Annotated in this window: 22 protein-coding genes; 8 read left to right on the forward strand and 14 right to left on the reverse strand. The window is 74.2% G+C overall.

Features of this window, described 5'->3' with window-relative positions:
- The first annotated feature begins 83 nt into the window (after positions 1-83).
- Both AB0A97_RS13810 and AB0A97_RS13815 read left to right on the forward strand, forming a co-directional pair.
- Positions 84-434 carry a VOC family protein gene (locus AB0A97_RS13810; protein WP_361148605.1) on the forward strand — a complete coding sequence of 117 codons (351 nt, stop codon included), beginning with the start codon at positions 84-86 and terminating at the stop codon, positions 432-434.
- A complete protein-coding gene (locus AB0A97_RS13815) occupies positions 434-1,066 on the forward strand; it encodes a TIGR03086 family metal-binding protein (RefSeq protein WP_361148607.1) in 633 nt (210 codons plus the stop codon). Before AB0A97_RS13810 ends, AB0A97_RS13815 begins: the two co-directional genes overlap by 1 nt.
- Positions 1,067-1,105: 39 nt before the next feature.
- On the opposite strand, the gene AB0A97_RS13820 is transcribed toward AB0A97_RS13815, so the two are convergent.
- Positions 1,106-2,029, reverse strand: coding sequence for an NADP-dependent oxidoreductase (locus tag AB0A97_RS13820; RefSeq protein ID WP_361148609.1), 924 nt, complete (start codon positions 2,027-2,029; stop codon positions 1,106-1,108).
- Positions 2,030-2,353: 324 nt separating this feature from the next.
- Here AB0A97_RS13820 and AB0A97_RS13825 point away from each other — a divergent pair, with 324 nt between their 5' ends.
- Together AB0A97_RS13825 and AB0A97_RS13830 are read left to right on the forward strand one after the other, a co-directional pair.
- Positions 2,354-3,037, forward strand: coding sequence for a hypothetical protein (locus tag AB0A97_RS13825; protein ID WP_361148611.1), 684 nt, complete (start codon positions 2,354-2,356; stop codon positions 3,035-3,037).
- A gap of 33 nt (positions 3,038-3,070) precedes the next feature.
- Positions 3,071-4,210 carry a glutamate dehydrogenase gene (locus AB0A97_RS13830; RefSeq protein WP_361148613.1) on the forward strand — a complete coding sequence of 380 codons (1,140 nt, stop codon included), beginning with the start codon at positions 3,071-3,073 and terminating at the stop codon, positions 4,208-4,210.
- A 60-nt stretch (positions 4,211-4,270) separates the two neighbouring features.
- On the opposite strand, the gene AB0A97_RS13835 is transcribed toward AB0A97_RS13830, so the two are convergent.
- From AB0A97_RS13835 to AB0A97_RS13845, 3 genes are all read right to left on the reverse strand, one after another.
- A complete protein-coding gene (locus AB0A97_RS13835) occupies positions 4,271-5,614 on the reverse strand; it encodes a cytochrome P450 (RefSeq protein ID WP_361148615.1) in 1,344 nt (447 codons plus the stop codon).
- A 143-nt stretch (positions 5,615-5,757) separates the two neighbouring features.
- The gene (locus tag AB0A97_RS13840) at positions 5,758-7,779 is read right to left on the reverse strand and encodes a DUF5107 domain-containing protein (protein WP_361148617.1); all 2,022 of its coding nucleotides are present in this window, start codon (positions 7,777-7,779) and stop codon (positions 5,758-5,760) included.
- 191 nt (positions 7,780-7,970) lie between these two features.
- Positions 7,971-8,876, reverse strand: a complete 906-nt coding sequence (locus AB0A97_RS13845; protein ID WP_361148619.1) for an arginase family protein — start codon at positions 8,874-8,876, stop codon at positions 7,971-7,973.
- Positions 8,877-9,036: 160 nt separating this feature from the next.
- On the opposite strand from AB0A97_RS13845, the gene AB0A97_RS13850 reads away from it, so the two are divergent.
- A complete protein-coding gene (locus tag AB0A97_RS13850; protein ID WP_361148621.1) occupies positions 9,037-9,372 on the forward strand; it encodes a DUF6204 family protein in 336 nt (111 codons plus the stop codon).
- 76 nt (positions 9,373-9,448) lie between these two features.
- Here AB0A97_RS13850 and AB0A97_RS13855 read toward each other — a convergent pair whose 3' ends face one another.
- The 4 genes from AB0A97_RS13855 to AB0A97_RS13870 form a co-directional block, all read right to left on the reverse strand.
- Complete coding sequence (locus AB0A97_RS13855) at positions 9,449-9,826, reverse strand: glyoxalase superfamily protein (RefSeq protein ID WP_361148623.1); 378 nt, start codon at positions 9,824-9,826, stop codon at positions 9,449-9,451.
- Positions 9,826-10,368, reverse strand: coding sequence for a GNAT family protein (locus tag AB0A97_RS13860; protein ID WP_361148625.1), 543 nt, complete (start codon positions 10,366-10,368; stop codon positions 9,826-9,828). Before AB0A97_RS13860 ends, AB0A97_RS13855 begins: the two co-directional genes overlap by 1 nt.
- A gap of 129 nt (positions 10,369-10,497) precedes the next feature.
- Positions 10,498-11,259 carry a 4'-phosphopantetheinyl transferase superfamily protein gene (locus tag AB0A97_RS13865; protein ID WP_361148627.1) on the reverse strand — a complete coding sequence of 254 codons (762 nt, stop codon included), beginning with the start codon at positions 11,257-11,259 and terminating at the stop codon, positions 10,498-10,500.
- A gap of 110 nt (positions 11,260-11,369) precedes the next feature.
- Positions 11,370-12,341 carry a DUF2867 domain-containing protein gene (locus AB0A97_RS13870; RefSeq protein ID WP_361148629.1) on the reverse strand — a complete coding sequence of 324 codons (972 nt, stop codon included), beginning with the start codon at positions 12,339-12,341 and terminating at the stop codon, positions 11,370-11,372.
- A gap of 51 nt (positions 12,342-12,392) precedes the next feature.
- Between AB0A97_RS13870 and AB0A97_RS13875 the strand changes: the two genes are divergently transcribed.
- From AB0A97_RS13875 to AB0A97_RS13885, 3 genes are all read left to right on the forward strand, one after another.
- On the forward strand, positions 12,393-13,061 hold the full coding sequence (locus tag AB0A97_RS13875) for a TetR/AcrR family transcriptional regulator (RefSeq protein WP_361148631.1): 669 nt from the start codon (positions 12,393-12,395) through the stop codon (positions 13,059-13,061).
- Between the two features lie 283 nt (positions 13,062-13,344).
- On the forward strand, positions 13,345-14,532 hold the full coding sequence (locus AB0A97_RS13880) for a cytochrome P450 (RefSeq protein WP_361148633.1): 1,188 nt from the start codon (positions 13,345-13,347) through the stop codon (positions 14,530-14,532).
- A gap of 53 nt (positions 14,533-14,585) precedes the next feature.
- Positions 14,586-14,780, forward strand: coding sequence for a ferredoxin (locus tag AB0A97_RS13885; RefSeq protein ID WP_361148635.1), 195 nt, complete (start codon positions 14,586-14,588; stop codon positions 14,778-14,780).
- A 74-nt stretch (positions 14,781-14,854) separates the two neighbouring features.
- Here the strand turns inward: AB0A97_RS13885 and AB0A97_RS13890 are convergent, their stop codons facing one another.
- The 6 genes from AB0A97_RS13890 to AB0A97_RS13915 all read right to left on the reverse strand — a co-directional run bounded on the left by AB0A97_RS13890 (position 14,855) and on the right by AB0A97_RS13915 (position 23,313).
- Positions 14,855-16,642 (reverse strand): CocE/NonD family hydrolase, encoded by a 1,788-nt coding sequence (locus AB0A97_RS13890; RefSeq protein WP_361148834.1) that lies wholly within the window; start codon positions 16,640-16,642, stop codon positions 14,855-14,857.
- 387 nt (positions 16,643-17,029) lie between these two features.
- Positions 17,030-17,998: an LD-carboxypeptidase gene (locus AB0A97_RS13895; protein WP_361148636.1), complete on the reverse strand. Its 969-nt coding sequence runs from the start codon at positions 17,996-17,998 to the stop codon at positions 17,030-17,032.
- Positions 17,995-19,986 (reverse strand): prolyl oligopeptidase family serine peptidase, encoded by a 1,992-nt coding sequence (locus AB0A97_RS13900; RefSeq protein ID WP_361148638.1) that lies wholly within the window; start codon positions 19,984-19,986, stop codon positions 17,995-17,997. The genes AB0A97_RS13895 and AB0A97_RS13900 overlap by 4 nt, the downstream gene beginning before the upstream one ends.
- Positions 19,987-20,175: 189 nt before the next feature.
- Positions 20,176-21,555, reverse strand: a complete 1,380-nt coding sequence (locus AB0A97_RS13905) for a M20/M25/M40 family metallo-hydrolase (protein WP_361148640.1) — start codon at positions 21,553-21,555, stop codon at positions 20,176-20,178.
- Positions 21,548-22,381, reverse strand: coding sequence for a M55 family metallopeptidase (locus tag AB0A97_RS13910; protein ID WP_361148836.1), 834 nt, complete (start codon positions 22,379-22,381; stop codon positions 21,548-21,550). Before AB0A97_RS13910 ends, AB0A97_RS13905 begins: the two co-directional genes overlap by 8 nt.
- Positions 22,382-22,599: 218 nt before the next feature.
- A complete protein-coding gene (locus tag AB0A97_RS13915; protein ID WP_361148642.1) occupies positions 22,600-23,313 on the reverse strand; it encodes a helix-turn-helix domain-containing protein in 714 nt (237 codons plus the stop codon).
- Positions 23,314-23,729 lie beyond the last annotated feature (416 nt).

Raw genomic sequence — 23,729 nt, forward strand, 5'->3', positions numbered from 1 at the left:
GGACCGACAGGGCCGCACCCCGATTCCCCACGGAATCACCCAACTGATCGCGTACGGCGGGGCACCCCAACTACGCTCGTTCCATGGACATTCTGGGGACCTCTTTGCGGGTGTGCGTGGCCGACCTCGACGCGGCGATCGGTGTCTACGAACGGCTGACCGGCGCCGAGGCGATGCGCTTCGAGCACGGCGGCGTCTCGGTCGCCGCCGTCGGCTGCTTCTTCCTGATGAGCGGCCCGGAGGCGCAGCTGTCGGTGCTCAGCAAGATCACCGCGACGCTCGCGGTCCAGGACGTGGACGACGCGGTGGCCGACCTGACGGCGGTCGGCGCACAGATCATCGCGGGCCCGCTGCCGACGCCGATCGGCCGCAACCTCGTCGCCCGCCACCCGGACGGGTCGGTCTTCGAATACGTCGACCGGAGAGCGGCCTGATGTCCGGCGCCCCGGCACCGGCGGCCGACTTACGCCCCCTGCACCGCGCCGTGCTGGACACCGCCACCGAACTGGTGTGGCGGGTACGTCCCGAGCACTTCGGGCTGCCCACGCCGTGCGCCGCCTGGGACCTCGGCCGGCTGGTCGCCCACATGACGGGCCAGAACCTCGGTTTCGCCGCCGCCGCACGCGGACAGGTCACCTCGGCCGCCGACTTCGCGCCCCGTCCGGCGGGCGACGCACCCGGGGCCGCGTTCGCGGCCTCGGCACGCGAGGTGGTCGCCGCGTTCGCCGAACCCGGCGTGCCGCAGCGCCGGTTCGCGCTGCCCGAGCTGGGGCCGGGCGTCACGGTCCGGGCGCATCGGGGCATCGGCTTCCACTTCGTGGACACCGTCGTGCACGCCTGGGACGTGGCCAGGTCCCTCGGGACGACGGTCACCTTCCCCGCGGAGGTCCTGACGCCCGCCCTGGAGATCGCCCGCGCCGTGCCCGGCGGCGCGGCGCGGGAGGAGCCGGGCGCCGCCTTCGGGCCCGTACGGGAGGCTCCCGCCGCCGGCGCCGGCCCGGTGCCCGTCCTGGACCGGGTCCTGGCCCTCCTCGGCCGCTCCCCCGCCTGGCCGGGCGGAGCCTGACCAGCCGTCACGCTCCGGGCTTCGCCCGCCGTCCGCCCGTCAGGAGACCTCCAGCACGATCTTGCCGCGCGTGCGGCCCTCCTGGCTGCGGCGGAACGCCTCGGCCGCCTGCGACAGCGGCAGCACCGTGTCGACGTGCACGGTGAGCTTCCCGGCGTCGGCGAGGTCGCCCAGCGCGGCCAGGCCCGCGCCGTCCGGACGCACCCACACCATGTGCCCGCCCTTCTCCAGCACGTCGTTGTCGGCGACGGAGGCGACCCGCGAGGTGTCGCGCAGCAGTTCCTGCGAGACGTCGATGACGCCGTTGCCGACGAAGTCCACGGCCGCGTCCACCCCGTCGGGCGCCAGCGCACGCACCCGGCCGGCCAGGCCGTCGCCGTACGTCACCGGCTCGGCGCCCAGGGAGCGCAGGAAGTCGTGGTTGCGCTCGCTGGCCGTACCGATGACGCGGGCGCCGCGGGCCGCCGCGATCTGCACCCCGAGCGACCCGACGCCGCCCGACGCGGCGTGCACCAGGACCGTCTCGCCCTTGGTCACGCCGACCCGGTCCAGCACCTGGAGGGCGGTGAGACCGGCGAGCGGCAGCCCGGCGGCCTGTTGCCAGCTCAGGGCGGCGGGCTTGCGCGCCAGGGTCCGCACCGGGGCGGCGACCAGTTCGGCGAAGGTGCCGTGCTGGACCTCGTCCTTGCGCACATAGCCGACGACCTCGTCACCGACGGCGAACTCGGTCGCGTCCAGGCCGGTCCGCTCGACCACCCCGGCCACGTCCCAGCCGGGGATCAGCGGGAAGTGCACGTTCATCAGCGGATCGAGATAGCCGGCCAGGACCTTCCAGTCGACGGGATTGACCCCGACCGCCTTCACCCGCACCAGCACCGAGTCCGGCCCCACCTTGGGGTCCGGCTGGTCGGTCCAGCCGAGCTGGTCGGGGTCGCCGTAGCGGTGGGCGATGACTGCCTTCATGATCGTGTCTCCCGGTGGTCGGCCGACGGGGGTGGCCCGGTCTGCGCGGTGCCTGTCCCCGCGTTTTCCCCCTCGCACACCAGACAAGGGCGCACACACGCACGGATTCGGCCCCGGATCACCCGCTTGGAAGACGTCCGCCGGCGATCCGGGACGCCGTCCCGCCGCTCCTCCCCGTCACCCGACCCGTCACCCGAGCGGCCCGTGCGCGGTCGTCCGGGGGCGCACGGTGTGTTCGCGTAGAGGGTGGGCGACCCGCACGGGGCGGCGGGCCGGTGCAGCGGAGCGGCCGCTGGTCCCTGAGTGCCGTCGACGGGAGTCGTCATGTCTTTGCCACGCTGGTGCCGCCTCGTCGTGCCGGTCGGTGCGGTGGCCGCCGGGGGCTGCGTCCTGTCCTGGGCCGGCGCGGCGGCCGGGGTGACCCCGAGCGTGCTGCCCGCTCCCCAGGTGAAGGTGAGCAAGGCCGAGATGGACCTGTGTCCGGTACCGGCCGTCGCCAAGGCGCTGGCAGACCAGGGGGTGTCGCTGGAGGCGCGGAGCCCGGGGCGGGTGGTCGACGTCGACGGCCGCCGGTGTGTGCGGCTGCCGATGACGCGGGGTGAGTTCGCGCTGGACCTCAGCAAGGGCACCGTTCCGGCCGACGGCGGCCTGACCTTCAGGAAGGCCGGGGGCGGGGCGGTGTCCTTCACGGACATGTCCTTCGACTTCGGCTCCCACAAGGCCGAAGGGACGGCCGCCGCCGAGGGCGCCGAGGCCCGCCGGAGGCGGCAGCCGGCGCCGGTGGACCTGTTCGCCTTCGCCTTCGCGATGGACAAGACCCGGGTCGACGTCACCAAGGGCACCGGGCGGGGTGCCGCGGCCCTGAGCCTGGGCGCCGGCGGGTACGACGCGCTGAAGAACGCTCTCGGCACCAGCCCGCTGCCCGCCCGGGGCACGGTGTTCGACGCCACGGCCTCCGGCAGCGTGGCCGAGGCGGCGCAGGCGCTTTCCCGTGCCCTGCTGCCGTAACGCCGTGGGGGGACACGCCATGAGGGACCTGCCATGAGGGACGGCGTACTGGCTCCGGTGGCCGCCGAGGTGCGTGAGGACACCGCCGCGGCCCCGATCCGCGTCACGATCCCGCCGCGCTACTGCCCCCTGCCCAGTGCGGAGCACCCGGCGGCCGACCGGCTGAACGCGCTCGCGGCGGACTGGATCCAGGGGTACGGGCTGTGCCGGAACGGCCCACAGCGCGTACGGATGGCCGGCAACGACTGCGGAGGCTTCTACGGCCGCATCATGCCCGCCGCGCCGGCCGGCCGGCTCCAGCTCGCGGTGGACTGGTGCGTGCTGATGTTCGCCTTCGACGACCTGCACTGCGACGAGGGCCCGGCCAGCCTGCGCGCCGAGGACTTCACCGGCTTCGCCACCCGTCTGCTGCGCGTACTGGAAGCGCCGGGAACCGTACGGGGCGGGGCCGCCGACCCCTTCCTCGCGGCGGCGGACGACCTGGCCGCACGCTGCCGTGCCGCGGGTACGCCGGTGCAGGTCCGGCGCATGGTGGACGGGCACCGGGCCTGGTTCCTGGGGGTCCTGTGGGAGTTCGGCTGTCGGCTGCGCGACTGTACGCCGTCCCTCGACGACTACGCCCACCTGCGCCAGCACACCGCGGCGGGCACGGCCACCATGAGCTGGACGGAGATCATCGACGGTACGGAGGTCCCCGGCGCGGTGATGGACTCACCGGCGGTGCGCGCGCTGAACGAACTGGCCTTCACGATCGCGGCGTTCGACGACGACCTGTTCTCGTACGGCAAGGAACGCTGGCTGGCCGCCCGCAGCCCGCACGCCTCGCGCTGCCGGCTCAACCTCGTCGACATCCTGGCCGCCGAACACGGCCTGGGTCTCGAAGCGGCGCTGGCCGCCGCCGTCGACCTGTGCGACCGGCTGACCCTGCGCTTCGTCCAACTGCGCGACCGTGTGCTGCCCACGGCCTGCGCGCCGCTGCGGCTGCACCTCGACCACCTCTCCCACCTGATCCGGGGGAACATCGAATGGGGGCTGCGCGCCGGCCGGTACACCAACCCCGACGGCCGGCATCCCGGCGCGGTCACCACCACCGGCTCCTTCACCCGGACCGCGCCACGGGCCGACGCACCGCCGCCGCTTCCGTCCATCGCCTGGTGGTGGGACCGGTTCTGAGGACCCGGCGCCGATGGGAGCGGAAGGCGGTCGGAGGCTGGTCCGTGCGCCCGAGGCGCGTCAGCGGCGCGGGGCGAGCACCAGGTCGACACGGCCCCGCGGCCGGAGCGCCACCGCGGCTCTGGGCTCGGCCCGGCCCGGCACCGCGAAGTCGAACCGGCTGATCATCGAGGCCACGACGAGGACCGCCTGCTGGAAGAAGAACGCCTGGCCCACGCACTGGTGCGGCCCGTCGCCGAAGGGCAGGTACGCCAGCGGGTGCCGGTCCCGGACGCGCTCTGCGGCGAAACGGCCGGGGTCGAAGCGCAGCGGCTGTTCCCAGAACTGCGGCAGCCGGTGCGTCAGGTAGGGGGAGAGCACCAGCGTGGCGCCCGCCGGGACGGTCACCCCGTCGATGACGTCCGCGGTGACGGCCGTCCGCGGCACCGCCCACGCCATCGCGTACAGGCGGCACACCTCGGCCAGGAACCGGCGGGTGGACACCAGTCGGCGGGCGTGCTCCGGCCGGGCAGGGCCGCCGCACAGTACGGCGTCGGCCTCGGCGCGTACCTCCGCCGCGAGATGCGGATGTGCCGCGAGTGCGACCCAGGCCCAGGTCAGCGTCAGGGCGCTGGACTCCGAGCCGGCCACGAACAGGGCCACGACGTCCTGGGCGACATGCTCGTCGCTCAGCGCGCGGCCGTCGGCGTCCGCCCCCGCGAGCAGCACGCTCATCAGGTCGGTGCCGGTGTGCCGCTCGTGCCGCGCCCGCCGGATCAGCGGCAGCAGGATCTCGTTGACCGTACGGGTGGCACGCCCGAAGGCGCGGTCGCCGGGCACCGGTACCGCGAGCGGCACAAACGGCAGCGCCATCCGCCACAGCAGCGAGTCGAACGCGACGGCGACCGCGGCGGCGAGCCGGTCGCACCGGTGCTGCGGGATACGGGAACCGAAGAACGCCGGGTTGACGACCCGGAGCACGACGCGGGTCATCTCCGCCAGCGCGTCCACCGTCGCCCCGCCCGCCACGCGCCGCTCCAGCTCCGCCACCGCGCCCTCTACCGAGACGGCCGTGCCGTCGGCGTGCGCGGGCGCGCCGCCCGACAGGCCCTTGCACCACAGGTCCCGGCTGGCCCGCCATCGAGGCCCCTCGCCCGTGATCCCCTGTCCCGTGAGCCGGCCCATCGCCTGCCACATCGCCGTGCCCCGGCGGTAGTTGCCGCCGTGGTCGCGCAGTACGTGCCGCAGATGGTCGGGGTGGGTGACCAGGAAGGGCCGGAAGGTGCCCAGGTCGAGCCGGGTCAGCGCGCCCTGTGCCTGCCGTCCGGTGCGTTCCATCAGTGCCAGCGGTCCGCCCTCGCGCAGCCCGCCGAGGACGTGCCGCAGAGAGACGGTGTGGAGTCGGCTGTCGGCACGGATCGGCATGGCGGTGCTCTTTCGGGGCGGCGCGGTGGCACTGCGGGGCGGGTGGGGGCTGGGGCCGGGGCCGGGCGGTGTGCGCGAACAGCGCACACCGCACAGCACACCGCTGTCCGCACCCTATGCACCTTCAGCTGGTTTTGTTCGCTTCACACCGTCCGCATCCGGAATTCGTAACGGTCCGGAAGGGGGTGTTCCGCGCGCGCCCGGGCCCGGACGTCGGGGGTGACGGGCCGGGTCCCCGCGATCAGGGCTTCGGCGACGGCGTACCAGGTGTCGCTGAGGGTTTCGTCGCCCTCCCGCAGGTCGGGGACTTCGAAGCCGCGGTCGAAGACGGCGCGGGCCGCGGCAGCGTCCCCCTGCGCCAGGGCCACCTGGGCGGTCAGCAGGGCGAGACGGCCGTCGGTACGGGTGGCCTCGGGCAGGCGGGCGAGGGCGGCCGCGGCTTCGTCGGCGCGGTCGGCGGCGAGCAGTGCGGGGACCGCGGCGCGTACCAGGGCGGGGAGGAGAGGCCCGATGTGTTCCGTGCCGTCCGCCGGGTCGTCTTCGGGTACGCAGTCCAGCGCCTCCGCGTAGCGTTGCGCCGCACGCGCCGTCTCCCCTTCGCTCTCCTCGGCGACAGCGAGGCAGTACAGCGGCCGGCAGTCCGCACCGTGGGCCAGGGCCCGTTCCCAACTGCGGACGGCCTGGGCCCGGTCGCCCGCGTGCCACTGCGCGATGCCGAGGTGGTAGTCGGTGCCGGGTCCGGGCGGGGCGGACTCCAGCAGGTCGCGCCACGGCGCCGCGACCAGGGGCGCCGCGGGCACGCCGCCGCCGCGTGGGAAGTCGCCGGTGTGCAGCAGCGTCAGCCAGGGCTGCTGGTCGGGGCCGACGGTCGACTCGGCGAAGGGGGTGCCGGGCAGGTCGTGGCCGGTGCGGGCCCGTTCCAGGGCTCCCCAGCCGGAGCCGGTGGCCAGCGCCTCCTTGGGTTCGGCGTCGGCGTACGGCCGCCAGGTGGCGAAGGCCGCGTCGACCTGTGCGCGCGGCAGTACCGCTTCGAGCCGGTCACCGGTCGCGCGGCGGGCCGCGGCCCAGTCGGTGCCGTGCACCACGGCCGGATCGGCGGCGAGCGGCCCGTACGCCTCCAGCCAGGCGAACTCCGCGCCGCCTTCGAGGCGTACGTGCTCCAACTGGGTGCGGGCCAGTCCCGCCTGGATCTCCGCGTAGCCGCCGGTGCCGGGCTCGGTGAGCCACCGCTGCCAGCGGCGCCCGGCGCGTCCGGCACCCCACAGGAACAGCTTGCGGCCGCGCAGCGTGTCGGTGGAGGTGTGGACGAGGCCGTGGCCGGTGCCGTCGAGCGAGGCGATCCAGCGGCGGCCGCCGTCCGGGATCTCGTAGAAGTAGTCGGCGGGGTGCTCGCTGCGCAGCGGGTACGTACGGTCGGTGCCGCCGGACTCCGGTACGGGGACGCGGCGCAGCGTGTGCTCGTACCCGAAGTGCCACGCCTCGTCCGCCGGGACGAGGACGCGGGTGCGTTCGTCCTCGGGGACGGCGATGTTGGACCACCAGTAGGCGGGCGCCGCGTTCAGGTGCGGGTTACGGACGCGGACGCCGACGAGGAGGAAGTCGGAGCCTTCCGGAAGCCAGAGGTCCACCTGGAAGGGCAGGTCGCGCAGCCGCTCCCACTCCCACAGGCGCAGCATCTCGCCGCCGTCGGGCGCCGGTACGGTCGCGGCGTGCACCGGGGCGCAGGACAGGGCGGTGTGTCCGGTGGCGCCGGTGTTCCACTCGATGCCGCCGGAGCACCAGGCGCCGTTGAGGGCGAAGTTGGCGGGTTGCAGGACAGGGTTGCGGTAGAGCAGTTCGCGGTCGGTGGGCTTGTGGTACAGGGAGTGCACGCGGCCGCCCAGGCCCGGCAGGACGGTGGCGCGCAGCCGGTCGTTCTCGATGACGAGGGCGTCGAGGGTGGTTTCGGCGCGCGTGCGGCCGTAATCGTCGTGGATGGCCACGGGAAGCAGCGAGTCCAGTGGGGCGTAGCGGAGCTGACGGGCCATGTCGGGCGGCAGGTCCGGCCCCTCGGGCAGCTCGACGCGGTGCACGTCGCCCGGTGCGCGGACGGCGGGCAGCGGACTGGCCGGGCCCACGGGTGCCGCGGGAAGGGTCAGGGTCGTGCGTCGTACGCCAGTGGCCACGGCTGCCTCGCAGGGTTGTACCGGGCCACCTCGGGAGCGGTGGCCGCCTGTTGACCATGGAACCCTGTCCGCGCGTGCCTGAAAAGGGCCTGTTGAGGCCATGTGTTCCGGCTCTCGCCGTCAGCTACCGGCCGCACATCGATCGGAGACGGCCAGAGGCAGTCGGAGGCGGCCGGAGACACTCGGGGCGGTCAGGACTGCGCGAGGGCGCTTTCCAGAAGACCGGCGAGCAGAGCCGCCCCGGTTCCTTCCGGATCGAGGTCCGGGTCGTAGATGGTGAGGTCGAGCCCCGCACAGCGCGGTGAGGCCGCCAACGGGGCGAGCAGTTCGCGCAGTTCCCCGATGGACAGGCCGCCGGGGTCGGGGCTGTCGACGGCGGGCATCACGGACGGGTCGAGCACGTCCGCGTCCAGATGGATCCAGAAGCCGTCCGGTGCCGTGTCCTGGAGGCCGCGCAGGGTCGCGCGGGCGACGGCCTCCGGGCCCTGCCGCCGGATCTCCCCGGCCGTGCGGTGGGAGATGCCCAGCGAGGTCAGTTCGGCGCGGTCCTCGTCGTCGTCACGGATGCCGAGAACATGCAGGTCACTGTCGCGTACGTACGGCCCCAGGCCGTCGATGCCGGTGAGGTCGGCCTGTCCGCGGCCGGTGATCTGCGCGGCTCCCTCGCCGGCCGCCGCCCCGACGGGGCCGGTGCGGTCGGTGTTGCCGGGGTGCCGGAAGTCGCCGTGCCCGTCGAGGTAGGCGACACCGTACCGGCCGGCGCGGCGCAAGCCCAGGACGGCACCGAGCAGGATGGAGCAGTCACCGCCCAGCAGGACCGGGAACTCGCCCGCGCGCACGTGCGCTTCGACACGGGCGGCGAGTCGGCGGGTGCAGTCCGCGATGGCGGCGGCGTTGAAGTCGCCCTCGCCTTCCCGCCAGCCGCCGAGGTCGTAGCGGGGCGGTGTCACGACGCCGCCCTCCAGGGCGCTCAGCCGCCGCAGCAGCCCCTGTTCGCGCAGGGCGCCCGCCAGCTTGTAGCAGCCGGGCACGGTGCCCGGCGCGGGGGGACGCAGCCCGAGGTTGGAGGGGGCGTCGAGGAGCACGATGCGGCGCATCCGGCCATCCCACCGCACCGGCCCGCGGACTTCAACCGGGTTTCGGTGGTGCGCGACAGGGGCCGGGCGGCTGCCGCGCCGCAGCCCGGCATGCCGTACCGTTGCAACCGCATCGGTACGGCGAGGGCCGCCGTACCGGCGACGGAGACGAGGGAAGGCGATGGCGACGGACCACACCTACCGGGTGATCGTGCGGGGCCGGTGGGACGGGTTGACGGACGAGGCCAGGGCGCGGCTGCTGGCCGAGGCGGACGACCACGGCCTGGCACGGCTGCGTTTCACGCCCGAGGGCTCGCTCGCCTACGACACGGCGCTGCGGTCGTTCACGTACCGGTACGTGATCGTCTCGGACGCGGCGGACGGCGAGGAGCTGGCGGCCGCCCTCGCCGAGGAGAAGGCGGAGGCGGCGCTGACGGCGGCCGGGTACGGCTACCGGGACCTGCGCTCGTCCGCCACCGACATGGACACCATGAAGGTCAACCGCAAGGGACGCTGAACCGGGCGCCGGGCGGGCCCGGGCCGGCCGGACGAAGGGCGGGCGGACGCCGGCCGGGCGGCCTTCCGGCGGCCCCTCACTCCGCCGGCGGCTCGTTGAACCGCAGCTGGTTGCCGAACGGGTCGGTGACGGTCAGCGTCAGTCCGATCTCACCGTCCTCCTCCAGGCCGGGCCGCTGGAACGGGTAGTCCTTCGCCGCCAGTTCGGCGTGCAGCGCCCGTACGCCGCTCAGCTCGGCGTACACCACCGATCCCGGTGTCCCGTCCCCGTGGTGCTCGGACAGGTGCAGCACCAGTCCGCCGCGGGACACCTGGGTGTAGAGCGGCAGGTCCGGGGCGAAGCGGTGCTCCCAGTCGACGGCGCAGCCCAGGTAGCCGAGGTAGAACGCGTGCGCCTTGGCCACGTCGAAGACGCGCAGCACCGGAACGGGGTGCCGGAAGGTGATCTCGGACATCAGGTCCTTTCGAACATGTCACTGGTGATGGCCCAGCGTTCGTGGTCCCGCCAGGCGCCGTCGATGAACAGGAAGTCGGGCGAGTAGCCCTCCAGGCGGCAGCCCGCGCGCTTGACCAGGGCGATCGAACGTTCGTTGGCCGGCTGGATGTTGATCTCCAGGCGGTGCAGCCCCAGCTCGCCGAAGGCGTGTCCCATGGCGAGCCGCAGCCCCTCGCTCATCAGCCCCCGCCCGGCGGCGTGCGCGAAGGCGCCGTACCCGACCGCCCCGCAGCGGAACGCGGCGTGCACGATGTTGTTGACGGTCAGGAAGCCGGCGATCCGGCCGCTGTCCAGCTCACAGATCAGGAACCCTTCGCGCGACGGCTCCTGGAGCTTGGCGAAGTACCGGTCGTAGGCCGCGTCGGTGGTCGGCGAGGAGAGCCACGGCCGCTGCAGCCGCACGCTCTCCCGGGCCCGCGCCGTGAACTCCGCCCGGTCCTCCGCCGTGAAGTGCCGGAGCCCGACCCGCGAGCCGGTGGCGAGGTAGTGATCGTCAGCCATCGTCCGATCGTACGAAGCGGCGGGCCGGACCGCCAGGCATATCGATCGTGTGCGCGAGTTGCCACCCCGGCGGCCCGGCGGAAGCCCCGGTTCCGCTGTCCGGGTCCGGGCCGCTCCGGCCGGAACCCGTCAGTGCGGGACTGTCGCCGCGCGGATCGCGCAGGCCGCCGCGTACCCCTCCGGCACCGCCACGTCCGCCATCTCCCACCCCGGTACCGTGACCGGCTCCGGCCCGGCGCCGACCAGCGTCGTGGTCATCAGATCGCCCGCCAGACCGCTGCCCGTGCCCTTCAGGTACGCCTCCTTGCGGGTCCAGCAGCGGGCGAACGCGGCCGGCCGCCCGCCCTCGGGCAGGGCGTCCAGCGTCGCGCGCTCGCGCGGGTGCAGCATGCCCGACACCTCCGCCACGGTCCGTGGCGAGGCGGGCTTCTCGATGTCCACGCCGACGGGCGTACGGGCGAAGCCGATCAGCGCCATGTCACCGGTGTGGGAGAGCGAGAAGTGCAGCGGCGCCCCGGCCCCCGCCAGCGCCGGCCGGCCGTGCGGCTCGTCGCAGCAGGGGCAGGGCTCGCGCACGAACCGTATGCCGGCCGGGTCACGGTCCAGGTACGCGCCGAGCAGGCGGCGCAGCGCGCTGTGCGAGGTGGCGTAGGTGTCGCGGTCGCCGGGCCGGACGAACGCGGCGGTCCTCTTGCGCTCGGCCGCGTCCAGCACCGCCGTGTCGTGCAGCCCGGCCTCGGGCACGCTGCGGACCAGCCACAGCGACACCTTCGGGGCGCCGTCCGCCGGCAGCGGGCCCGGCAGCGCGGACGCGTCGTACACCTCGGGGGTCAGGGCGGGCCGCACGGCACCGCTCTCCTCACTCGGGGCCCAGATGTCGCCCGTGGTCATCGGTCGCACTCCCTCGTCGTCGTCCTGCGCGGCCGCCCGGAGTCATCCGGTCCGTCCGTCCGTCGGCGGCACGTGCGGGCGGTCCGGCGCGGTGCGGGTGCCGGGAGCCGTTACGGCCGTGTCCGGTGACCGTACCCGGCGCGCGGGGCGCGTGCCGCCGACTCCCGCTCCCCCGCGCTCGGTGCGGCCAGCGCCAGCCTGCGGTGCGTACGGCGGAGCATCGCCCGCGCGAGGACGGGATGCACGCGCCGGACGACCGCGAAGTAGAGCCGCCCGCCCGTGTGGTGGGCGCGCACGACCGTGCTGAGCGTCACCCGGCCGCCGTGGCCCGCGGTGCGCCCGTCCGCCCCCGCGGCCGGGCTCTCGACCAGGAGCGACGCCCGGAAGTCCAGGTGCCGGGCGTCCCGGCCGAGCAGAATCTCCCCGCCGTCCGCGGTCGTGGCGCGGCCCTTCTCGGGGAACGCGCCGCGCAGCACGCCCTTCCAGGCCACCGGGTCGCGCGGCATACCGGGCGGCAGCGGCAGTTGCCAGGCGTCCTGGAAGTCCGTACGCGCGAAGGCGGTACGGGCCAGCCGGGCGGCGGGCGGAACGGGTACGGCGGCGGGGCGTTCCCACAGGAGCCGGTTCAGCAGCCGTACCCACCGCGAGCGGCGGACCGGGGAGCGGACCGCGCCGGTGGCGGCGCGTTCGACGTTGTCGAGCACCTCCTCGACGACGGTGGCGTGCATCCAGCGCACCGCGAGCAGCCACGCCACCAGCTTCACGCCCTTGAGCCGGTCCTCCAGGACGTGGGTCACCCGGCAGTTGCCGGCGCCGAGCGGGGTCACCTCGACGGCGTGGTGGCCACCTTCCGGGAAGTCGAACCGGATGTGGCGGCCCGGCTCGTAGGCGGTGACGCGGTAGCGGACGAAACCGTGGCCGCCGGTCGCGCCGACGCCCAGCGGGCGGTCGAAGCGCATGGCGGGCCAGACGGGCACCGGGAAGAGCGGGTCGTCGTCGCCGGCCAGCCGGTCGAGCAGGGCTCCGACCGTGGCGGCGGGGGCCTGGACGGTGCGGGTGTGGACATCGCGGACCGAGCGCATCGGGCACCTCCATACGATGGCGTATGTTTGACCGTACGGTAGCGTATGGTCATGGCGCGACGGAGCACGGACGACCCCCGGGACACCCACGGCACCCCCTCGGACGGACCCCGTCGCGACGGGAAGGCCGGCGGCGGCCGCCGCCGCCTGACGGCCGACGACTGGGCCGAAGCCGCCCTCTCGGCCATCGGCGAAGGCGGCCTGTCGGCGGTGGCCGTCGAACCGATCGCCGCCCGCCTCGGCACCACGAAGGGCAGCTTCTACTGGCACTTCGCCAATCGGGACGCCCTGGTCGACGCCGCGCTGGAGCGCTGGGAGCAGCTGCACACCGAAGCCGTCATCGCCACCGCGGAGGCGGAACCCGACCCGGAGCGGCGGCTGCGCGTCCTGTTCGCGCACGCGTCCGCCGCGTCGGCCGCGGACCCGCTGGAGGTCTCCCTGCTGGCGACGGCGGCGGAGCCGCGCGTCGCGGCGGCCCTGCGCCGGGTGACGGACCGCCGGATCGGCTATGTCACGGGCCTGTTCGCCGCGCTGGGCTTCCCGGCGGCCGAGGCGCGCCTCCGGGGCCTGCTCGCGTACACGGCGTATCTCGGCAACACGCAACTGGGGCACGCCGTCCCGGAGAGCCTGCCCGGCGAGGCGGACCGCGACCGTTACCTGGACTCGGTGATCGACACCCTGCTCTGCCGGGAAGGACCGGGAGCGACCGGGCGCCGCTGAACACGACCGGTAGCGGCCCGTGGCCACCGACAGCCACCGACAGCCACCGGGACCGTCCGGCGCCGTGCGGCACATCGCGGCGCGGCCGGAATTGGCCGGTCTGCGCATGGACGTATTACGTGCATAGGGCATGGAGTGGAGGGTGGTCCGGACCGGACCACCTCCGCCCCGGCTCCGCCCGGTCCGTCTCCCGCCCTTATCTCCCCCCGACCCGCCGTCCGCCAGCCTTGTCACAGGAGCCCATCGACCCCGTCGCCCACCCAGCCTTCTGCCAGGAGGTCTCATGACCGAGGCTCTGCCCTTCCCGCAGGACCGCACGTGTCCGTACCAGCCGCCGGTCGGCTACCAGCCGTTGCGCGACGCCCGGCCGCTGTCCCGCGTGCGGCTCTACAACGGCCGCACCGCCTGGGTGGTGACCGGCCACGCCGAGACCCGGGCGCTGCTCACCGACCCGCGCCTGTCCGCCGACCGGCAGAATCCGGCGTTCCCCTCCCCCGCGCCCCGCTTCGAGTCGCTGCGCGCCGTGCGGACCCCGCTGCTGGGAGTCGACGACCCCGAGCACAACGCGCAGCGCCGGATGCTGATCCCGAGCTTCAGCCTCAAGCGCGTCGCCGCGCTGCGCCCCCGTATCCAGCAGATCGTCGACCGGCTGCTGGACGCCATGGAGGAGCAGGGGCCCCCGGCGGAGCTGGTGTCCGCCTTCGCGCTGCCCGTGCCGTCCATGGTGATCTGCTCGCTGCTGGGTGTCCCGTACGCCGACCACGAACTCTTCGAGGAGCTGTCCCGCACCCTCCTGCAGAGCGTCGACCCGCGGGAGATCACCGAGTCCCGCGACCGGCTGGAGGACTACTTCACCGGCCTGGTGGCCCGCAAGCGCGAACAGCCGGGCGAGGGACTGCTGGACGAGCTGATCGCCGAGCGCCTGGAAACCGGCGAGGTGGGCCACCGCGAGCTGGTGCGCATGGCCTTGCTGCTGCTGGTGGCCGGCCACGAGACCACCTCCAACATGCTCTCGCTGGGCACCTTCACGCTGCTGGAACACCCGGAGCAGTACGCCGCGCTGCGCGCCGACCCGTCGCTGCTCCCGGACGCGGTGGAGGAGTTGCTGCGGTTCCTGTCGATCGCCGACGGGATGGTGCGGGTGGCGACCGAGGACATCGAGGTGGGTGGCGAGACGATCCGGGCGGACGACGGCGTGATCTTCTCCACCTCGGTCGTCAACCGGGACGACGCCGCCTACGCCGCGCCGGACACCCTGGACTGGCAGCGCTCCGCCCGCCACCACGTGGCCTTCGGTTTCGGCGTCCACCAGTGCCTGGGCCAGAATCTGGCCCGCGCGGAGATGGAGATCGCCTTCGGGACGCTCTTCGCCCGTCTCCCCGGCCTGCGGCTGGCGGTGCCCGCCGCCGAGGTCCCCCACAAGCCCGGCCACACCCTGCAAGGTCTGGTCGAACTGCCCGTCACCTGGTGAGCGGGCGGCCGGCCGTGTCCCGTGTGCCCGCCGACGAACGGAAGAGAGCCGCCATGAAGATCGACATCGATACGTCCGTGTGCATCGGCTCCGGTCAGTGCGCGCTGACCGCGCCGGAGGTGTTCACCCAGGACGACGAGGGGTTCAGCGCCCTGCTGCCGGGCCGCGAGGACGGCGCGGGCGACCCGCTGGTGCGGGAGGCCGCCCGCGCCTGCCCGGTCCAGGCCATCTCCGTCACGGAGACCTGACCGGACGGCCTCCCCGCGTCCGGGCCCGGCGGCGCTCCGGTTCCGCCGGGCCCGGGGCCCGGGGCCGCACGCGCTCAGCCGTTCAGCGCCCCCGTCGCCGCCGGCTCCTCGCCCTCGTCCGGCATCTCCATGACCACCGGCAGTTCGAGCGTGCCGGTGTGCTCGGGGGAACTGCGTACGGTCACCTGCTTGCTGCCGCGGTTGCCGAAGTACGCGTTGTCGCTGGCGGCCACCACGAACCGCAGCCGGTGCCCCGGCTCGAAGCGGTGCACGATCGCGGGCAGGCCGACGGTGAACTCCTTGGTCACGTCCGGCACCCGGACCGGCGCCACCAGCCGGTGGACGAGGGTCTTGGCGCCGTTCGGCGCCACGTCGTAGAGCTTGGCGAACAGGACCAGCCGGTCGGCCGCGTCGCCGGAGTGCTGCACCCGCTCGGCCTCGGGCGACCGCACCCGCAGGGTGGCCCGCGGCGCGCCGACCACGTCCACGGGCCGCCCCCGGACCGGCTCGGACGTCCAGTCCAGGTAGGTGCCCCGGGTGTCGTACGGCTTGGGGTTGGGCAGCCTCAGCAGTTCGGCCAGCGAACTCTCCGAGTGGCTGGAGGAGACCCGCCAGTTACGGTACGAGCGGCTGCCGGGCACCACGTCGGCGCGGCTGCCCACCAGCCTGCCGTCGCCGGAGAGGTACAGCCGGTGCGGGACGCCCTCGGGGAAGACCTCCGAGGTGCCGTACACCGGGCCGTGACGCACCCAGTCCCGGTAGTACGCGAAAGCCGGTCCCGTGTCGGTGTCCCACTCGTGCCGCAGATAACGGCCGAACCACGCCAGGACCCGCCGCCCGACGTAGCTGCTCTCGAAGTTCCCCTTGGACAGGTCCAGTTCACCCTTCGCGGGGTCGGCCATCCCGCCGCTGTGTCCCCAGGACTGCCAGATCATCGCGGTGTCGGTGCCCTGTGCCCGCAGCGTCTCGAACGTCGCGGCCGCCTCGTTGAGAGTGAAGAGGGTGTCCGCCTGCCCCTGCACGAGCAGGGTCGGTGTGCGGACCGAGCCGAGGTAGGAGGCCGGGGAGACGCTGCGCGCGTAGCGGAGCACGGCTTCCGTGCGGGCGGCCGGGTAGCGGCCGGAGTTCAGCAGCTTCTTGGTCTCGCACGCCTGCGCGACGAAGTGCACGCAGCCCGAGCCGCCGCCGCGCGAGGGGTCCAGGCGCGGCCGCAGCAGTCCCTGCGCCTCGCCGATGAGGTAGAAGCCGTTGGTCCACTGGTACTTGTACGCGCCCGGCCCCGGGCCCGTCACGCCGGAGGTGCGGTCGGCGTGGTTCGGGGCCATGGCGTACCCGAGGTCGTGCCAGGTGATCAGCGGGACCAGGGCGTCCAGTCGCCCGTCGACGGAGGCGGTGGCCAGTTGGATGGCGCCGCCGTACGAGCCGCCGAACATGCCCACCCTCGGGTCGCGGGGGCCGTCCTTGGTGACGAAGTCGATCCGCGTCCCGTCCCGCGCCGTCCGCTGCCCGGCGAGGAAGTCGAGGAGCTGACTCGCCGCCCGCCCGTCGATGCGCGGGTCGTCGAGGGAGATCGGGCAGCCGGTACGGCCGAAGCCGAGGCCGGAGTAGGCCAGCGCGACATAGCCGCGGGCGGCGAAGGCGCGGGCGACGGCGTCGGTGGAGCCGTCCGACTTGCTGCCGCCGAACCCGTTGGTGGTCAGGACGGCGGGTGCCGGGTGCGCGGCGTCCACTCCCGTGGGGCGGTACAGGTCGGCGTCGAGCGCGCAGTCCCGGCCGCCGGCCCGCACCGGCAGCTTCAGGGCGGTGACGGAGTATCCGGGGTGCCGGTTCCCCGCCGCGCCGGCCGCCCCGGCGGCGCTCACCGGCCCGATGAGCGCCGCGCACGCCGCGAGGCACACCGAGGCGGAGACCGGCAGCCGGACGTGCCGGGACCGCGCCGCGCGCCGGACGGGCCGGGCCGCGGCACGGGGCAGGGCTCTGGACACGCTGGGCACGCAGACCTCCACAAAGGCACGCCGCACCACGCGGTCGGTGACGGCCGGCTCATGTCGTGACACGAGTAACAAAGGTGTCGACGCTCGCACCGGGGATTGTCTCCCGAGCCACGCCAGGTCCATCCGAAAGGCTCCGCCCGTACCACCCGTTGGGCTGCACGAACGCCGGGGCCGGGCTCCGGCGGACCACCCGTACGGGGTCGGCCCCGGGAACGCGGCGGCAAGGCCGTGTCGCTCGTCCGGGTGGATGTGGCCTCAGGAGCGTTCGCGCAGCGCCGGTACGTCGTACGTGAGGGTGCCGGCCGTCGCGTCCAGTTCCGCCCGTACGCCCAGCGGCATGGTGAGCGCCGAGTCGCCGTGCCCGAAGCCGAACTCCTCCGCCACCGGGACGCCGAGGGGCCCGAGGCGGTCCAGCAGCACCGCGCGGACCTCCTCGTACGGGCCGCAGCGGGCCCAGGAGCCGAGGACGACGCCCGCGACGCCGGACAGCCATCCGGCGCGCAGCAACTGGGTCAGCGCGCGGTCGACGCGGTACGCGGGCTCACCCACGTCCTCCAGCAGGAGCAGGCCGCCGGCCGCGCCCGCGCGGGCGTGCGGTGTGCCGAGATCGGCGGCGAGCAGGGACAGGCAGCCGCCGAGCGTGACACCGCTCGCCCGGCCCGGCACCAGCGGCCGGGCGGCCGGTGAGGTGACGGCCCGCACCGAAGCGGGCGCGAAGAGCGTGCGCCGCAGGTGTTCGCGGGTCGGCTCGTCCTTGAGGAACACCTCGCCCGCGACGGCCGGGCCGTGCAGCGTGGCCGCCCCGGCGCGCACCGCGAACGCCTCGTGCAGCGCGGTGACGTCACTGAAGCCGACCAGCGGCTTGGGGCCGTGCGCGCGGAAGGCGGCCCGTACGGCCGTCCAGTCCACGAGGTCGGCCATGCGCTGCGCGCCGTAACCGCCGCGCGCAGCGAAGACCGCCGCGATGCCCGGATCGCACAGCGCCTCCTGGAGGTCACTGGCGCGTTCCCCGTCCGTGGCCGCCAGGTACGGCAGGGTGGCGTGCCGGCCGCGTACGTGGGGAGCCTCGACCGGGTCGAGGTCCCAGCCGCGCAGCAGGTCGGCCCCGGCGTCCAGCCGCTCCGGGGTGACCGGGCCGCTCGGCGCGACCAGGGCGACCCGGTCGCCGGGCACCAGGCACCGGGGGCGCTCCGCCGTCCGCGTACGGGGGTGACCGGCCGTCACTTCGTCAGTTCCAGCACCGGGACGTCCGTACGGTCGATGCCGAAGGTCTGGACGTACAGCGACAGTTCCGCCTCCACGGCACGGACGATGGTCTCCGCGCGGCGGAAGCCGTGGCCCTCGCCCTCGAACGCCAGATAGGCGTGGGCGGTGCCGTGCCGGCTGACCTCGGCGAGGAAGGGCTCGCACTGGTCGGGCGGGCAGACGGCGTCGTCGAGGCCCTGGAGGAGCAGGAAGGGCGCGGTGATCCGGTCCGCGTGCCGCAGCGGGGAACGGTCGCGGTAGCGGTCGGGCACCTCGTCGTACGGGCCGATCAGGCTGACCAGGTACTGCGACTCGAAGTCGTGGGTGCCGTCCCGGACCCAGCCCACCAGGTCGAGGACCGGGTAGCTGATCGCGGCGCAGGCGTACAGGCCGGTCGTCACGAGCGAGGCCGCGGCGGTCCAGCCGCCCGCGCTGCCGCCGCGGATCGCCAGCCGGCGCCGGTCGGCGGTGCCCTCGTCGGCCAGCGCCTCGGCGACGGCCGCGCAGTCCTCGACGTCCACCACGCCCCACTGCTCCCGCAGCCGCTCGCGGTAGGCGCGTCCGTAGCCGGTGGAGCCGCCGTAGTCGACCTCGGCGACCCCGATACCGCGGGAGGTGAAGTAGGCGATCTCCAGGTTCAGCACGAGCGGGGTCCGGCCGGTGGGGCCGCCGTGCGCCCGGACGACGTAGGGCGGCAGTTCGCCGTCGGGGGCGCGGTGGCCGGGGCTGTGCGGCGGGTAGATGTGGGCGTGGATGTCGCGGCCGTCCGGGCCGGTGAAGGTGCGGATCTGCGGCTCGGGGTAGTGCACCGGGTCCACCGCGTCGGTGTGCCGGGCCGCGATCACCCGGGCCCGGCCGGTGCAGGTGTCCAGTTCCACGATCTCGAACGCGCTGCGCGGGCTGGCGGCGACACCGACCACCCGGCTGCCGTGCACGGCCAGCGTGGACGCCCACTCCGTCCACGGCCCGGCCGCGTCCACCAGTTCGCCGCTGACCGGATCGAGGATGCCGAGCGCCATGGCGCCGCGGCCGTGCAGCACCGCGATCGTGCCGCCCTCCAGCGGCAGGAACCAGCGCACCCCGAGCTGCCACAGCGGGCCGCCGAACTCCTCCTGGCGGGGCCTGCACAGGCGCCTGCCCGGGGTCCCGGCGGCGTCCGGGTCGGCGCGGCGCAGCTCCCACCAGCCGTCCGCGTCGGAGACGTACAGCAGGGTGCCGTCCGTGTCCCACTCGATCTGCGGTACGGACTCCTCGGTACCGCCGGCGAACGGCCGTACGCCGGTGAAGACGCCGTCGTCGGTGATGTCGGCGAGCAGCACGGTGGTGCCGTCCCAGGGCATCCGCGGGTGGTCCCAGGCGATCCAGGCGGCCCGCCGCCCGTCCGGCGAGATCCGCGGGCCGGTGACGAAACGGTTTTGGCCGTCGCTCAGTTCCCGTACGGCCGCGCGGTCCCCGGCCGCCGAACCGTCCAGCGGCACCGCGGCGATCACCCGGCGCACGTCGGTCGGCCGGGGGCCGGTGAACTCCTCCAGGACGCACCACACCTCGCCCCGGTCCAGCCGCAGGACCGGGTCGGCCCAGCGCAGTCCGCCGCCGACGGCGGAGACCGGGGTGAGCGGGCGGGGCGCGGCGTCACCGTCCGGCGCGTAGGCGTACAGCCGCTGGTCGGCGAAGTGGCAGAACACCAGGACCGTGCGGCCGTCCGCGTCCACCGCGCCCGCCCAGGGCTGGCCGCCGTACTCCATGACCCGGCTGCGGACGTTCCAGGGCGCCGGCAGCGGTGTCTGTTCCGTGCCGTCGGTCCGTCGGCGGACCAGCGCGCGGCGGCCGCCCTCCGCGGGGCGGGCCTCGGTCCACCACACCTCGTCCCCCACCACGCCGACGTACTCGGGCCGGCCCTCGTGCTCGGCGACCAGCCGGGCGTCGATCGGGGACGGCCAGGCTCCGTAGGGGGCCGTGGTGACCATGGTGGCGTTCCTCCTCAGGCTTTGGAGCCGCCAAGCCTGTCGTACGCGGGGCCGGGCATCAACCCGTACGGATTTCGCACCGGAGTCCTGGCCTGGCCGAGATTGACCGGTCCGGGCGGGAACCTGCGGGCGTCGGCGCGCCTCCCGGGCGGTTCGCGGTTCCGGCGGCTCCAACGTTCCTTCAGGCGCTCACCCGGGCTGCGGCCGCCCCGTCGACGCCCGCAGGAAGTGGTCGAGGACCCGTACGCCGAAGTGCAGCGCCTCCACCGGGACACGCTCGTCGACCCCGTGGAACAGCGCCTGGTAGTCGAAGCCTTCGGGCAGCTTGAGCGGTGAGAATCCGTATCCGGCGATGCCCAGCCGGGAGAACTGCTTGGCGTCCGTGCCGCCCGACATGCAGTACGGGACCACATGGCCGTCCGGGTCGAAGCGCTCGATCGCCTCCCGCATCGCCGCGTACACCGGCGCGTCCACCGGCGCCTGGAGGGCCACCTCGCCGTGGTCGTACGCCCAGGACACCTCAGGCCCGGTCAGCCGGTCCATGGTGGTGCGGAACTCCGCCTCACCACCGGGCACCACCCGTCCGTCCACGTACGCGACGGCGTTGCCGGGGATGACGTTGACCTTGTAGCCGGCCTCCAGCATCGTCGGGTTGGCGCTGTTGCGGACCGTCGGCTCGACCAGCGCGGCCGACGGGCCGAGCTTGCTGAGCAGGGTGTCCACGTCGAAGTCCGGGGCGTCCAGACGGGCGTCGATGCCGTGCAGGGCGGCCAGTTCGGTGAGCGCCGCCCGCACCGTGTCGGTCAGGCGTACCGGCCAGCGGTGCTCGCCGACGCGGGCCACGGCCGCCGCGAGGCGGCTGACCGCGTTGGCGCGGTTGACCTTCGAGCCGTGTCCGGCCTTGCCCTCGGCGGTCAGTTTCAGCCAGGCCGTACCGCGCTCCCCCGCCGCGACCGGGTACAGCCGCATCCCGCCGCCCGCGTGGAAGGTGAAGGCGCCGGACTCGCTGACGCCCTCCGTGCAGCCCTCGAACAGGCCGGGGTGGTGGTCGGCGAGGAAACCCGAGCCGTCGACGGCGCTGGCCTCCTCGTCGGCCGTGAACGCCAGGACCAGGTCGCGCCGCGGCCGGACACCGGTACGCGCCCACTGCCGGACGGCCGCGAGCACCATCGCGTCCATGTTCTTCATGTCCACGGCGCCCCGGCCCCAGACGACACCGTCCTCGACCTCACCGGAGAACGGGTGCCTGCTCCAGTCGGCGGGCTCGGCGGGCACCACGTCCAGATGCCCGTGCACCAGCAGGGCCGCCGCGCCCGGGTCCGCGCCCTCGACGCGCGCGACCACGTTCGTACGACCCGGACTGCGCTCCAGCAGCACCGGCTCCAGACCGGCTTCGGCGAGCCGCTCCGCGACGTACTCGGCGGCCGGACGCTCCCGGCAGTCGCCGCCGCCGCGGTTGGTGGTGTCGATACGGATCAGATCGGACGTGAACCGCACGACCTCGTCGAGGGCCTGCCCGTCCACCGCGTCGCCGTCGCGGTCCGCCGTGTCGTCGGCGCTGTCAGCCATATTGCTCCTCCACCGCCGACGACACGACGGTGGTGACCGTCTTGAAGCAGCGGATCGCTTCGTACATGTTCTCGCTGGTGTACGCGACGCGCCGCTCACCGGTGGGTTCGACTCCGGGGACGCAGGCCGCCTGGCCCACCAGGTGCTCGGCGTCGAACTCGATCTCCACGGTGAACGGGCCGCCGCGCACCGGCTCGGTGCGCACCGCGAGGGCCGTCGCCTCGCGCGCGGCGGCTCTGATCTCCGCCGCCGTACGGGCCGGGGGCCGGCACACGGCCGCGTACCGCGAGACGTAGTCCTTGACCGCCACGGCGCGCGCCCCGGGCGCGTACCCGACGGCGTCCTCGCAGGTCCGGTCGTCGCCGGTCACCAGCACCACGGGCACACCGTATTCGGCCACCACCAGGGAGTTGAGGTACCCCTCGCTGGCGCGCGTGCCGTTCACCCACACGCCCGTCAGGGAGTTGGCGAGGTAGGTGTGGGCCAGCACGCCTTCCGTGCCGGCGCCCGCGTGGTAGCCGACGAACGCGACGCCGTCCACGTCGCCGTACTGGACGCCCTCGACCATGCTCAGCCCCTTGTGCTTGCCGGTGAGCAGTTGGGCCCGCTCGTCGAGCTGCTCCAGCAGCAGGTTGCGCATGGACCAGTGGGCCTCGTTGACCAGCACCTCGTCGGCGCCGCCGTCGAAGAACCCGGCGATCGCCGCGTTGACGTCACCGGTGAACACCGGCCGGAACCGCTGCCACTGGGCGTGGCCCGGCAGCACGTCGTCCGGCCAGGTCACTCCGGTGACGCCCTCCATGTCCGCGGAAATGAGGATCTTCACCACGCACCGTCCCGTCACAGCTAGCAGGCGGACCGCTCCGGCACCGGCCCGGCGGGCCGCGCCGTCAGGCACGCCACCGGGCAGGCTTCCCACCATAACCAGGACCGGCCACCGCACTCCCGGCCTAAGCGCAAGTGCGCCCGTACGGCGGGGCCGGGTGCGGCCCGGAAGCCGCACCGGGTGGCGTACGGGCCGGGGCTCGGTGCCCGGCCAGGGGCTCACCCCCGGGTGGCCTGGCTCTGCCGCCACTGCTCCATGGCCTTGCGGAGGGACTCGCTCACGAGGAGGAGGAACGCGGCGCAGGACTCGAAGCGGTCCCCTGCCGGGGTTCCGGCCCCGAGGATCCCGGTCGCCCGCTGCGACGCGGCCAACAGGGCGTCGTTCATCTCCAGCGCCGCCTGGACGGACCGGAGCCAGACGTCCTCGTCGATGACATAGCGCTCGCGGCGCGTGCCGGAGGCCCGGTCGCGTTCGAGCAGCCCCTGCTGTTCGAGAAAGGCGACGGCGTGCGAGACGGACGCCGGGCTGACCCGCAGCCGCTCGACCAGATCGGCGGCGGTGAGGGCGCCGGAGTCGGTGACACAGAGACAGGCCAGCACCCTGGCCGCCATCCGGGGCAGCCCCTGCTGCGTCAGAAGATCGGTGAAGGACTCCGTGAAGTCCTGGAGCGCCCGGGGGTCGCGTCCATGGCCGCTGTCCAGAACCGGCGGCGCCGGAGGCCGGGGCTGCTTGCGCCGACGCGCGCGACGCCGCGTGGCCTCGTGCGCCCGGTCCGCCCGGTAACCGTCGGGCCCGCCGTTACGGGTGACCTCCCGCATGACGGTCGAGGCGGGCCGCTCCAGACGCCGGCCGATCTCCGTGTATCCGAGCCCCTCGGCCAGTCCCGCGGCGATGCGCCGACGATCCGCCTCGGTGAGCCTGCCTCCGGGCATCCGTACTCGTCCTCCCTCTGCGGACCTACGCGGCGCTCGGCGCCCGCGCACTCCGTCGCACAGTATGCGTTCACATGCAGCTCATTGCAATAGCGAGCCTACATGCCCACTTAGAGCTGGAGCACTTCCCCACCAAGGTATTTGACGATCCCCTGAACGCAATGGACCGACTATCGCAGCCGTTCAGCAATCCCTGAACAACTGCGGCGGCACCCGACCCTGCCCACCCGAAGCTCCGGCGAAGCGGCAAGCAGCGCAGAGCGACCGGCCGATGCCTTCGGGTTGGAGCGCGGCGAAGTCGGCGTGGGCCGCTACATCTCGTCGACAGGCCCGGGTCGGCCGGGGTCGGCATCCGCAGCAGCTCGGCGAGCCGGGCCACCTTCTCGAACCGGCCGGTGCGGCAGATCCCGGTGAAC

The organism is Streptomyces sp. NPDC045470, from assembly GCF_040646595.1.
Taxonomy (GTDB): Bacteria; Actinomycetota; Actinomycetes; order Streptomycetales; family Streptomycetaceae; genus Streptomyces.

What these genes read in the sequence shown, in the direction of transcription:
- AB0A97_RS13810 (WP_361148605.1), top strand. Translation starts at nt 84, where the DNA reads ATGGACATTCTGGGGACCTCTTTGCGGGTGTGCGTGGCCGACCTCGAC.
- AB0A97_RS13815 (WP_361148607.1), top strand. Translation starts at nt 434, where the DNA reads ATGTCCGGCGCCCCGGCACCGGCGGCCGACTTACGCCCCCTGCACCGC.
- AB0A97_RS13820 (WP_361148609.1), bottom strand. Translation starts at nt 2,029, where the DNA reads ATGAAGGCAGTCATCGCCCACCGCTACGGCGACCCCGACCAGCTCGGC.
- AB0A97_RS13825 (WP_361148611.1), top strand. Translation starts at nt 2,354, where the DNA reads ATGTCTTTGCCACGCTGGTGCCGCCTCGTCGTGCCGGTCGGTGCGGTG.
- AB0A97_RS13830 (WP_361148613.1), top strand. Translation starts at nt 3,071, where the DNA reads ATGAGGGACGGCGTACTGGCTCCGGTGGCCGCCGAGGTGCGTGAGGAC.
- AB0A97_RS13835 (WP_361148615.1), bottom strand. Translation starts at nt 5,614, where the DNA reads ATGCCGATCCGTGCCGACAGCCGACTCCACACCGTCTCTCTGCGGCAC.
- AB0A97_RS13845 (WP_361148619.1), bottom strand. Translation starts at nt 8,876, where the DNA reads ATGCGCCGCATCGTGCTCCTCGACGCCCCCTCCAACCTCGGGCTGCGT.
- AB0A97_RS13850 (WP_361148621.1), top strand. Translation starts at nt 9,037, where the DNA reads ATGGCGACGGACCACACCTACCGGGTGATCGTGCGGGGCCGGTGGGAC.
- AB0A97_RS13855 (WP_361148623.1), bottom strand. Translation starts at nt 9,826, where the DNA reads ATGTCCGAGATCACCTTCCGGCACCCCGTTCCGGTGCTGCGCGTCTTC.
- AB0A97_RS13860 (WP_361148625.1), bottom strand. Translation starts at nt 10,368, where the DNA reads ATGGCTGACGATCACTACCTCGCCACCGGCTCGCGGGTCGGGCTCCGG.
- AB0A97_RS13865 (WP_361148627.1), bottom strand. Translation starts at nt 11,259, where the DNA reads ATGACCACGGGCGACATCTGGGCCCCGAGTGAGGAGAGCGGTGCCGTG.
- AB0A97_RS13870 (WP_361148629.1), bottom strand. Translation starts at nt 12,341, where the DNA reads ATGCGCTCGGTCCGCGATGTCCACACCCGCACCGTCCAGGCCCCCGCC.
- AB0A97_RS13875 (WP_361148631.1), top strand. Translation starts at nt 12,393, where the DNA reads ATGGCGCGACGGAGCACGGACGACCCCCGGGACACCCACGGCACCCCC.
- AB0A97_RS13880 (WP_361148633.1), top strand. Translation starts at nt 13,345, where the DNA reads ATGACCGAGGCTCTGCCCTTCCCGCAGGACCGCACGTGTCCGTACCAG.
- AB0A97_RS13885 (WP_361148635.1), top strand. Translation starts at nt 14,586, where the DNA reads ATGAAGATCGACATCGATACGTCCGTGTGCATCGGCTCCGGTCAGTGC.
- AB0A97_RS13900 (WP_361148638.1), bottom strand. Translation starts at nt 19,986, where the DNA reads ATGGTCACCACGGCCCCCTACGGAGCCTGGCCGTCCCCGATCGACGCC.
- AB0A97_RS13905 (WP_361148640.1), bottom strand. Translation starts at nt 21,555, where the DNA reads ATGGCTGACAGCGCCGACGACACGGCGGACCGCGACGGCGACGCGGTG.
- AB0A97_RS13915 (WP_361148642.1), bottom strand. Translation starts at nt 23,313, where the DNA reads ATGCCCGGAGGCAGGCTCACCGAGGCGGATCGTCGGCGCATCGCCGCG.